General features: G+C 55.6%; 8 protein-coding genes. 3 read left to right on the top strand and 5 right to left on the bottom strand.

Going from position 1 to position 11,464, the window contains the following annotated elements; all coding sequences use genetic code 11:
- The first annotated feature begins 36 nt into the window (after window positions 1-36).
- Complete coding sequence (tyrS, locus tag C7476_RS08045; protein ID WP_114429348.1) at window positions 37-1,290, top strand: tyrosine--tRNA ligase; 1,254 nt, start codon at window positions 37-39, stop codon at window positions 1,288-1,290.
- 193 nt (window positions 1,291-1,483) lie between these two features.
- On the opposite strand, the gene C7476_RS08040 is transcribed toward tyrS, so the two are convergent.
- Window positions 1,484-4,744, bottom strand: coding sequence for a YhdP family protein (locus C7476_RS08040; RefSeq protein WP_114429347.1), 3,261 nt, complete (start codon window positions 4,742-4,744; stop codon window positions 1,484-1,486).
- A gap of 279 nt (window positions 4,745-5,023) precedes the next feature.
- On the opposite strand from C7476_RS08040, the gene C7476_RS08035 reads away from it, so the two are divergent.
- Window positions 5,024-5,497, top strand: coding sequence for a peroxiredoxin (locus tag C7476_RS08035; RefSeq protein ID WP_114429346.1), 474 nt, complete (start codon window positions 5,024-5,026; stop codon window positions 5,495-5,497).
- A gap of 117 nt (window positions 5,498-5,614) precedes the next feature.
- Window positions 5,615-6,898 (top strand): M23 family metallopeptidase, encoded by a 1,284-nt coding sequence (locus C7476_RS08030; protein ID WP_114429345.1) that lies wholly within the window; start codon window positions 5,615-5,617, stop codon window positions 6,896-6,898.
- Here the strand turns inward: C7476_RS08030 and C7476_RS08025 are convergent.
- The 4 genes from C7476_RS08025 to C7476_RS08010 form a co-directional block, all read right to left on the bottom strand.
- Window positions 6,895-7,200: a type II toxin-antitoxin system RelE/ParE family toxin gene (locus C7476_RS08025; protein WP_114429344.1), complete on the bottom strand. Its 306-nt coding sequence runs from the start codon at window positions 7,198-7,200 to the stop codon at window positions 6,895-6,897. The two genes, C7476_RS08030 and C7476_RS08025, sit on opposite strands and share 4 nt — an antisense overlap.
- On the bottom strand, window positions 7,190-7,477 hold the full coding sequence (locus C7476_RS08020; RefSeq protein ID WP_114429343.1) for a type II toxin-antitoxin system ParD family antitoxin: 288 nt from the start codon (window positions 7,475-7,477) through the stop codon (window positions 7,190-7,192). The genes C7476_RS08025 and C7476_RS08020 overlap by 11 nt, the downstream gene beginning before the upstream one ends.
- An 85-nt stretch (window positions 7,478-7,562) precedes the next feature.
- Window positions 7,563-8,691, bottom strand: a protein-coding gene (gene prfB, locus C7476_RS08015; RefSeq protein ID WP_114429342.1) for a peptide chain release factor 2 whose coding sequence is annotated in 2 segments (ribosomal slippage) — window positions 7,563-8,621 and window positions 8,623-8,691 — 1,128 coding nt in all. Because the reading frame shifts where the segments join, the coding sequence is not laid out codon by codon here.
- A gap of 238 nt (window positions 8,692-8,929) precedes the next feature.
- Complete coding sequence (locus C7476_RS08010; RefSeq protein WP_114429341.1) at window positions 8,930-11,389, bottom strand: penicillin-binding protein 1A; 2,460 nt, start codon at window positions 11,387-11,389, stop codon at window positions 8,930-8,932.
- Window positions 11,390-11,464 lie beyond the last annotated feature (75 nt).

Raw genomic sequence — 11,464 nt, 5'->3', positions numbered from 1 at the left:
CTTTTGTGCCAGTTGATTCAATCAGGAAAATCCGAAATGTCTGCCTTCAAATCCGAATTTCTGCACACGCTTTCAACGCGCGGCTTCATCCATCAGACCTCCGACGATGCCGGTCTGGATGCACTCTTCGCCAAGGAAACCGTGTCGGCATATATCGGCTTTGACCCCACAGCCTCCAGCCTACATGCTGGCAGCCTGCTGCAGATCATGATGCTGCACTGGATGCAGAAGACCGGTCATCGCGCGGTGGCACTGATGGGCGGTGGTACTGGTATGGTCGGCGACCCATCCTTCAAGGATGAGGCGCGCAAGCTGATGACGCCAGAGATCATCCAAAGCAATATCGATAGCCTCAAGAAGGTCTTCGCCAACTATTTATCCTTCGGCGAAGATCAGAAAGACGCGCTGATGGTCAATAATGCTGAATGGTTGTTGCCGCTCAACTACCTCGAGTTTCTGCGCGATGTCGGCCAGCATTTTTCCGTCAACCGCATGTTGTCCTTCGATTCGGTGAAGCAGCGGCTCGACCGCGAGCAGTCGCTTTCCTTTCTTGAATTCAACTACATGATCCTGCAGGCCTATGATTTCGTCGAACTGAACAAGCGCTATGGCTTGCGCCTGCAGATGGGCGGCTCCGATCAGTGGGGGAATATCGTCAACGGTATCGATCTCGGTCATCGTCTTGGCACGCCGCAGCTCTACGCCCTCACCTCGCCGCTTCTGACCACTTCGTCAGGCGCGAAGATGGGCAAGTCGATGAATGGTGCGATCTGGCTCAATGCCGATCTGCTGAGCCCCTACGATTTCTGGCAATATTGGCGCAACACCGAAGATGCCGATGTCGAGCGGTTCCTGAAACTCTACACGACGTTGCCGTTGGATGAGATCAGTCGTCTGGCCTCGCTGGGCGGCGCGGAGATCAACGAGACCAAGAAGATCCTTGCCACCGAAATCACTGCATTGCTTCATGGCCGTCAGGCCGCGGAGGAAGCTGCGGAAACGGCCCGCAAGACTTTCGAGGAAGGCGCTTTGGCAACCAATTTGCCGACCGTCGAAATTGCAGGCAGCGACCTCGAAGCTGGAATTGGCATCCTGACACTTCTCGTCAAAGCTGGTCTTGCCGGATCGAACGGTGAAGCCCGCCGCCACATCCAGGGCGGTGCTGTGCGGGTGAACGATGCCAGCGTTTCCGATGAGAAGTCCCAAGTTGGGACGTCTGAAGTAACGGCCGAGGGCGTGATCAAACTCTCCCTCGGCAAGAAGAAGCATATTCTGGTGCGGCCGGTCTAAAAATAGCTGGCATTACTGCCATGCGTGGTTCGACGGGGCTCACCATGAGGGAGATTAGTGGACTGCAAAATGGTTAGCAACGTTGGAGATAATGTCTCCCTGCAATCATCAACCTTCCTCATGGTGAGCCCCGTCGAACCACGCACAGCGGCATTGCTACCCGGCAAAGCCTCAAGCCTGTAGAAGATGGCCCCTACTGAAACTCGAAGATAGAACGGAAAATACCCGGCGCGATCACCGAAATCGGATTGACGATAATCTGCGGCTGTTTCAATGGCCCGATCAGCTTGTAGGTGATGCCGATCAACCCGCCATCGCGGCCATTGCCAAGGAAAAGGCCAAGGATCGGGACATCGCCGAAGATGCGGTTGATCCCGTAGGCGGGCATGAATGTGCCTGTCAGCGACATGTTGCCCTGCGGATCGCTGAGCACGCCCTGGAACGTCGTGCCGATCGTCGAACCGCGGATAACGCCATTGGCAAGGTTGATGTAATTCGCCCCCTTCTCGATTTGCGAGAAACCGCGGTCGAATGTCACTTTCGATACGTCGATATTCTTCTTCACCGCATCGTTGAGGCTCGTACCATTGGGTGCTGTCGATACCAGTTTGGCCAGACGCGGTTCGTTGACCAGTGTGAAATCGCGCGCGTCGATCTGCCCCCGCAAAGGACCGTCACCCTTGGAATCGAGCGCAACATTGATGCTGCCTCCGGACATCTTGTCGTAAAAACCGAAGAAGCGCAGTACCGCACCGGCATCCTTCGACTGCAGGCTGATCGAACGCGCACCACTTTCTGAACTATCGGCTGCCACCACCTTCTGTCCGGTTCTGGTTACGGCGTTGAAGGCGAGGCCCGAAACATTTGAACCCACCCCCTCATAGGACAGAGACACATTGCCAAAGTTCTCGGAGTAAAAACCGGTAACGTTATCGATGTCGGCGTTGACCAGCACGCGCTGCTTGCTGTTGCTGTCGTTGCCTCCGTTCTTTTTCTTGTCTGTTATCTGATTGAGCAAAGGGCGGGCATCGAATGAACTGCCCTTCACACCGACCCTGTATCCATATTTGGTGCGGTCGACCTTTACCGCGATATCGTCACCGCGATTTAACCTGACGGTACCAAAATCAGCCGAGGTCATATCCCCATCCACGACATTCACATCGCCTTGCAAGCGGAATGTGTCGCCGGAAACGTCAAGGTTGCGGATACTGGCGTTGTCCCCATCTTGCTGGAGCGAGAATTTTGCGGTCGCTTTTACGCCCGCTCCCTTGGTCCAACCCAGCTGTGTAAGTTTGATTTCGGCCTTCGTCAGATCGGCGGTAGCGACCCGCGACCCGTCGGCGGCCTTGTCGATTTCCACGGAAATCGGGCCAGAAAGCAAAGGATCGAGCGCCGGGAATAGAGCGTTCCGGGTCTTGTCATCGAGTTGCAAAGTTACACTCTGTTCGCGCTTCGCTGTGTTTTTCCCCAAGGGTTCAAACATCGTCACTTCAGCGGGAATGCCATTCACCTGCGCGGTGGCCTCGATGAGGGCTTCATCCTGATTGACGGAGAGCGTTCCGTCAGCATCGGTTATCGTCTGCCCGTCGATCTTCTTTGCGATCGAAACATTGGATAATTGCATATCAGCGGACCATGTCAGGCTTCCCGCTGGCGCACGGCGTGTTATCGGGAATGTCACGAGCACGTGCGCCTTCACATCGCCTTTTATGTCCTCCGGAACAAAAGGAAGATTTTTCAATCCATTGATCGGTTTGAAGCCGATGAACTCCGACACGGCGGAAGCATCCCCAACAACATTCAAATCAAGGTCGGAGAGGACAGGGCGTTGCGGGCCCCACGGAATGACAAGCTTTCCATCGACGATCTTCACCTCGCGATTGGCGGGCGTGATTGACGACCCCTTCTCCAGACTGATCATCGTATAGGCGCCTCGAACGCTGATTTTCCCATCGGCGTTCTGAACAGCTGGTAGTTCTCCGACAATATCGAACCGCGAGCCCGTGACATTGAAATCGACCTGAACTTCATTATCCTCGAGAGGTGGCGGCTTGCCTGGTCCGTTGAATCGTCCGGCCGGAAACGTCACTTTGATTGTGCTATCCTTCGCCTCACCGTCGTGCATCTTGTCGATGAGCCAGCGTCGAGCACCCGTAGCGACCCAGATAGGCCATAGCTGCTTGACATCCGCGACCGGCATTTCAGGTATCTGCAAGTCAAGGTTCATCGCAGGTGAACCACCGCCGAAAGTAACGCTGGCGTTGCCGGACAGCGAACTTTCCTTGTTTGCCAGCACTTCTATCTGCGACACATCGAGGTGCTTCAACGCCAAATCATACCGGCCCGCAAGACGGGCATCGAAGGGAAGCGCCGAGATCGGAGAATCGGCAGGAGCTGATTTGGCGTCTTTCGTGGTAAGTTCGAACTGGTAACCCGGATTGGCCGCTGACGCAGGACCCGGCGACAGCGTCTCCCGTCCGATTGATCCTTCGACCATACCCGTGAATCCACCGAAATGAATGTTCGACGGTTTGATCGCAATCTGGTCGACCCCGGATACGTGTTCGAAATTGATCTGGGATTCCACCGCCATATCTTCGACATTGCCGATCGTAACGGGGCCATTGCCGATATTGAGCGCACCCCAGACACGCGCTGGCTCGGAAGCGGTCGCCGCCAGGCCATCCAGCTTCACCTCAGCCAGATTGTCGTAGGTCAGATAGGCGCCATCGGGCTTGATGCCGTCAATGTCGGGTACAGGGGCCGTACCGAATTTGCCTGCGAGCGGAATCTTGCTGACGGCCAGCGAAAAGGCTTCGATCTTCGCTCCGATTGCGGAACGCTTTGCCTGAGCATTGATATCGACTTGCTTTCCGCGCCACTCCACCGTGCCATTGATGGCAACCGGCCCACCGGTTTCCGATAGATCGAGATTGACGATGCGCAAACGTTCCGGCGCTCCCGCAAGCGTGAAATCAAACGTTGTATCTGCAATCGAGATATCGCGCGTCTCACGCTGATCGAGCAGCGATACCGCGCTTTGGAGACCCGAGAAAATCGCCGCCGATGCACTGTCGAGATCGACAAGGCCGCGATCGTCCTTGGGCACCAAAGACATGAAATCGAACGGTACAACCGAGGTGACCTTGATCTGAGCGCCGTCGAGTTCCAGTCGCTCGACACTCACATTGCCGTGCAACAAGGGCATTGTTGCCAGACCAATACGGACAGAGCGTACATTATTGATTTCGATGCCACGCTTGGCATCGGTAATATTGACGTCTCGAGCCTCGAGGGCCACGTGATGACGCTGGTCGAGTGAAATTTGCGCTGACTGGATCGTAGCGTCGGTGTCGGGGCCTAGAACAGTCTTGAGAGCCGTTTGCGCGCGCTGCGTCAGAGCTTCACCACCAATGCCCACGCGCAGAACGACAAAAGCTATACCGGCCAAAACAGCGATCAGAATAAGGAATGAGCATGTGGCACCGGCGGCGAAATGCAGCCGCGATCGCCTTCGAGGCGTCGCTACGGGAACCTCGTCTTGCTCGCAAGCAGAAGGATATTGGTGCAGTTTCGTGAAGTCCCGCTTGGTAAAGCGGACTCTTTTCGGTTTCTCTGTCAAATTCCAAAGCCAATTGAGGAATCAATTGGGAAACCGTAGACGATTCCCGCACCTCTCTATAATTGCGTAAGTAGCGTTCGCGTTCAATCATCAAAGAAAGGCATTCCTATGACTATTTTGGATATCGGCAGCACCCCGCCGGACTTCACCTTGCCTCGTGATGGTGGCGGTACGATCACCCTGTCGGGCCTGCGCGGAAAGCCTGTCATTCTCTATTTCTATCCTAAAGACGACACGAGCGGCTGCACCCAGGAAGCGATCGAATTTTCCGGTCTCAGACCGCAGTTTGAAAAGCTTGGTGCGAAGGTCATCGGAATGTCGCCGGACCCCGTCAAAAAACACGACAAGTTCAAGACAAAACACGATTTGAAGGTTGATCTCGTTGCCGACGAAGACAAGGCAATCATCGAAGCCTACGGTCTTTGGGTTGAGAAGAGCATGTATGGCCGGAAATATATGGGCGTAGAACGGACGACATACCTGATCGATTCGGCTGGCAAGATCGCCAAAATCTGGAACAAGGTAAAAGTTCCGGGACATGCGGCCGAAGTGCTCGAAGCGACCAAGGCTCTTGAAGCATAATTTGCCCGTTTTAGCTGCAATTTGATTGAAATACAGTGCAGTTGTCAGGATTTGTTAACCCTAACAGAGTGTAATCGCTGTATAAATTGAAGCTGCAAATCAACGAGCGTAGCCGCAATGAAGAAGCCTATAAATTCCAGCATCTTCGGCAGCACAAAAGAGCCCCACACGATTATCATCGCGCGGGGCGAAACCATCCGGCATTTCACCATCAAGCCGTGGATGGCACTTCTGGGTGGCACCCTCGCCCTTGGCTTTGCCGGCAGCTATCTCCTCGCGACATCCTATCTGGTCTTCCGCGATGATCTGATAACCGGCAGCGTTGCCCGTCAGGCTCGCCTGCAGCAGGCCTATGAAGACCGGATAGCTGCCCTGCGCATTCAACTCGATCGTGTCACAAGCCGGCAATTGCTTGACCAGAAATTGATGGACGGCAAAGTCAGTGACCTCATTCAACGGCAAAGGGCACTGAGCGAGCGGCATGACAAGCTTGCGCCGGTGCTGCAGCGGGCTGAAAAAGCCGGGGCCGTATTGCCGGGAGACGCTGCCAATGCTCTTTCGATGGAGAGTGACGGTCAGGACGTGGTGAATTCCGATGAAGCACAAGGTTTTTACGGCATCGATCCAATCATTACGGGACCAACGACTTCAACACGCAAGCCGGAGCCTCGCCCCGACAAGGCCAAAACCAGCGTGGACAAGGCCGAGCTTCTGCTCAAATCCGTCGATCATTCCTTAACCGGGATAGAATCCCGGCAGACTCAGCAAATGCAGAAGCTCTCCAACACCGCCTATGAGAGCGCCGACAGGATTATGGACGCCTTGGCTGCGGCCGGCGTGAAACAGGTCCCTGACGATGAGAATGCCGGTACGGGTGGACCATTGCTGCTGGCAAGCACAAGTCCGACGTCCGGTTTCGACACAAAATTTGCCGATCTCGATGAGGCGGTACAGCGGCTCGAGAGCGCCAAGAGCCTCGCAAAATCCGTTCCTATCGCTAATCCGGTTCCCGGTATGCCGGTTTCGAGCCCCTTTGGTTCACGCGCCGACCCGCTTCTGGGAATGATCGCGTTTCATTCCGGCATGGATTTTCGCGCCATATCGGGAAGCTCGGTGCATGCCACCGCCAACGGAACGGTGACCGCCGCCGATTATACTGGCGGCTATGGCAATATGGTCGAGGTCGACCACGGCAACGGACTTACAACGCGTTATGGCCATTTGAGTCTGATTCTGGTAAGCGTCGGCCAGCGCGTGAAACTTGGCGATACGATCGGCAAGGTCGGCAGTACTGGCCGCTCGACGGGCCCGCATCTGCATTATGAAGTTCGCAGAAACGGCAGCCCGGTCAATCCTGTCGGGTATCTGGCGATTGGCCGAAAGCTGGCAGCCGAACTTTAGTCTTGTTCCACCTGGTTGGGCAGATCGCGACCGCCATACAAGATTCTGTCAAAAGTCACAGTGTCAGTGTCGAAATGAAATGCGATCGTCACGCGCCGTTCAAATCCGACAACACGCAGACCGGGCCACAGGTCGTCACGCTTCATTCCTCTTTCCGGAAAGTTTGCGAAGCCTCGGCAATAGATTTCAATCCGCTCCAGATAAGCGATGGCTCGGGCACGGCCAGCGTCCGCGGCGATGTAAAGATAAAGTTCGCGCAGATCAATGTTGGCTTGAGGCGAGAATAGCACCCTATGTGTCACTATCACCCTTCAGCTGTTGCGCGTGCAAACGACGGATTCCATTGAAAACGTCGTCGATGGAAATGGCACTCTCTGGGTTTGCCTGCATTTTTGCGGTCACGGGCACCACTTCCTCACGGAGCCATCGCTCCACAGCGGCATCACGCTCTTGCAATGCGCGCAAACCAGCTCGAATGACCTCGCTGCTCGTGGCATAAGTGCCCGATCTGACAAGCTTGTCTATATAACGGGCTTGCTCGCTAGGCAGACTGAACGTGCGTTTTTCGGCAGCAGCCATTTTCCAACCTCCAAGAAAAATATACGTGGTAGGATTAAATCATACCACTTCCCAGAAGTTGCAATCTATTTTTTTGAGGTGATAGTTATGTGATGTCTTCGACTTCGACATCCGATCCGTGCACGCGGTGGGCCAGAGCGGCCTCCATGAACTTATCGACATCGCCGTCGAGTACATCCTGCGGGCTTGTGCTTTCAACGCCGGTGCGCAAATCCTTCACCAGCTGGTAGGGTTGCAACACGTAGGAGCGGATCTGGTGTCCCCAGCCGATATCGGTCTTGGAGGCTGAAATCGCATCCGCGGCCTGTTCACGCTTTTCCAGTTCCGCCTCGTAAAGACGAGCGCGCAACATCGACCAGGCCGTCGCGCGGTTCTTGTGCTGTGAACGCTCTGCCTGGCACTGCACGACAATACCCGTGGCGATATGCGTGATACGAACCGCCGAGTCGGTGGTGTTGACGTGCTGGCCACCGGCACCGGATGCGCGATACGTATCGATACGGACGTCCGCTTCCGTAACGGCGATATCGATATTGTCATCGACGACCGGATAGACCCAGATGCTCGAAAACGACGTGTGTCTGCGCGCATTGGAATCGTAGGGCGAAATACGCACGAGCCGGTGTACGCCGGATTCGGTCTTCAAAAGTCCGTAAGCATTGTGCCCTTTGACCAGGATGGTGGCAGATTTGATGCCAGCTTCTTCGCCGTTGTGGACTTCGAGCAGCTCGACTTTCATGCCCTTACGCTCTGCCCAACGCGTGTACATGCGCAGGAGCATGTTCGCCCAGTCCTGGCTTTCCGTACCTCCGGCGCCCGAATGTACTTCGAGATACGTGTCGTTTGCGTCGGCTTCGCCAGAGAGCAACGTATCGATCTGGCGGCGGTCGACTTCCTGTTTGATCGCGCGGATATTCTCTTCTGCCTCCGTCACGATCGACTTGTCGTCCTCTTCCTCGCCCATGGCGATGAGTTCGACATTGTCCTCGAGAGACTGCGTCAGCGTGCGAATCGAGTTGATGCCGTCTTCCAGCTGCTGGCGTTCGCGCATCAGCTTCTGCGCTTCCTGCGCGTCGTTCCAGAGGGATGGATCTTCGGCGAGCTGGTTCAGATAGCCCAGGCGTTTAATTGATGTATCCCAGTCAAAGATGCCTCCTCAGCAGGCTTATGGCCTGCTTGATCTCATCGACGAGGGTCTCGATTTCGGCGCGCATCGGCAATCAGTTCCTTCTTAATGCTCAAATTTCGGCGGACCATATTGACTGGTCCGCTCGATGTAAAGTGCTGAGATTGGCGGGAAGCGATTGGTTCAGGGTGTGTTGAAATTCAGGTCAGGACGAGCCGAAAATGGTGGTTTTCGAGCACCAGAGCGAAGTGTACATTCTCGTACATGAGCACTGGAGCGCAGAAAAACGCCATTTGCAGGCCGTCCTGGCATGAATGGCAATGCACCTAGAAGAGGCCGCCGCCGCCGCCTTGTATCGCCCGATTGACGTTCGGAGACTGCACGCCCACAGGCGAGCCTTCAGAGAACGTGTCCATGCCGATGACGGAATAGCTGTCGGCAGGTCCTGTGCCCGGCTTGAAGGCTTCCATGATCACATTTGGACCACCAGGCGATGCCCGCATGCCTGTTTTGCGGTCGATCGGGAGGACGGCCATGCCCTCCGGTACGCGGAAATCGACGGAGCGCTGCCCCTGAAGCGCAGCTTCGGCAAAGTCCTTGAACACCGGTGCCGCGAGACCACTACCGGTAAAACCGTGCCCCATAGGCGAAGGGTTGTCATATCCAAGGTAGACACCGAAGACCAGATCCGGCGTGAACCCGATGAACCAGGCGTCTTTTTCATCGTTGGTGGTTCCGGTCTTGCCGGCAATCGGACGATTAAGGCTTTTCAGGATCGTCGCAGTCCCACGCTGAACCACGCCTTCCATCATGGACGTGATCTGGTAGGCGGTCATCGGATCGAGCACCTGATCACGATCGTCGATCAGCTCTGGCTCCGGCTGATTTTTCCACTCGTCCGCCGAACAATTATCGCACTTGCGTTCGTCGTGCTTGAAAATCGTCTTGCCATAGCGGTCCTGAATCCGGTCGATCATCGACGGGGTTATCTTGCGACCACCATTTGCAATGATCGAGTAACCCGTGACCATGCGCAGAACCGTCGTTTCGCCGGAGCCGAGTGCCATGGCGAGAACCGGCAGCATCTTGTCGTAAATACCGAACCGCTCGGCATACTCGGCCACAAGTTTCATGCCCATGTCCTGTGCCAGTCGCACAGTCATCAGATTGCGCGATTGCTCGATACCGTAGCGCAATGTCGACGGCCCAGCGAATTTGCCGCCGTAGTTCTTCGGCGCCCAGATTCCAAGACTACCGCCCTGATCGACGGAGATAGGCCCATCGAGCACAACCGACGCCGGTGTGTAGCCGTTGTCGAGCGCGGCGGAGTAGACGAAAGGTTTGAACGACGAGCCCGGCTGACGCATCGCCTGCGTTGCGCGGTTGAATTCGGACTCGGCAAAGGAGAAACCGCCGACCATGGCAAGCACACGCCCCGTATGCGGGTCCATCGCCACCGCGCCACCTTCGATTTTCGGCACCTGATGCAGATCGAATTCGGTGTCGCTGCCCTCTTTCTTCTGCACGAAGATCACGTCACCAACGTTGAAAACACTCTCCAGCGACTTGGCAGTCGTGCGCTTTTCATCAGTGAGAAGGCGGAAAGCCCATTTGATATCCGCCGCTGCAATAGTGCCTTTCTTGCGTTCAGTGACAAGTTTGTCCGATGCGTCCCGCTCCGGCTGTAGCCCGATGGTGGCCTGCTCCGGCGTCACCTCAAGCACGACGGCCAACTGCCAGTCGGGAACATCGGAAAACGCTTTTATCTCGGAAAGGGGAATGCCCCAGTCGCCATTCGTCGAAATGGTCTTGTAGGCGCCGCGATAGCCTCGCGCTTCATCGTATTTGAAAAGGCCGTGCTGCAACGCTGCGCGCGCCTGCACCTGCATTTTCGGATCGAGCGTTGTACGAACCGACAGGCCGCCCTCGTAAAGCGCATTTTCGCCATAGCGGGCGATGATCTGACGCCGGACTTCTTCCGTGAAATATTCGGAAGCAAAGAGATAATTGCCCGTGTGACGCGGCGTGACGCCAAGCGGTTCCGCCTTGGCTACTTTTGCTTCCTCGGCGGTCACATAGCCATTTTCAGCCATGCGGTCGATCACCCAATTACGGCGTTCGACGGCCCGATCCGGCTGCCGGAACGGGTGGTAATTCGATGGCCCCTTGGGCAGCGCTGCGAGGTAAGCGGCTTCGGCTACGGTCAGTTCATTGACCGATTTGTTGTAGTAAGTCAGCGCAGCCCCGGCGATACCGTAGGAGTTCAAGCCGAAGAAAATCTCATTCAGATAGAGTTCGAGAATACGATCCTTGGAATAGGCCTGTTCGATACGAAAGGAAAGAATCGCCTCCTTGACCTTGCGTCCGATCGTCTGGTCGTTGCTCAGGAGGAAGTTCTTTGCAACCTGCTGTGTAATCGTCGATGCGCCAACCGGGCGGCGTGAGCCCCAATTCTGGACATTGGTGATGACTGCACGGGTAAGACCAGCGATATCCACACCGGGATGCTGGTAGAAATTCTTGTCTTCAGCCGAGATAAATGCTGCCTTGACGCGATCGGGAACTGCCTGGATCGGCAAATAGAGCCGGCGTTGGCGTGCGAATTCAGCCATCAACGAACCGTCGGAAGAATGAACACGTGTCATGACCGGCGGCTCATACTTAGCCAGCACTTCGTAGTCGGGCAGGTCTTTTGACATGTTGACCACGTAGAGCGCGACGGCACCCGCTCCCAGAAGCGCCATGACAGTGCCGATTCCGAAAAAATATCCGATCAAGCGTATCATTTGTATCCGGAACCCATTTCACCTGTTGGCATGTGCGTTACCAATGCATGAGCAGATCATGCAGATTGCATCGTG

The organism is Phyllobacterium bourgognense, assembly GCF_003337575.1.
Lineage (GTDB): Bacteria > Pseudomonadota > Alphaproteobacteria > Rhizobiales > Rhizobiaceae > Phyllobacterium > Phyllobacterium bourgognense.
Note: the sequence above shows the minus strand (reverse complement) of the source record. Positions and strands in the feature narration are given on the sequence as shown.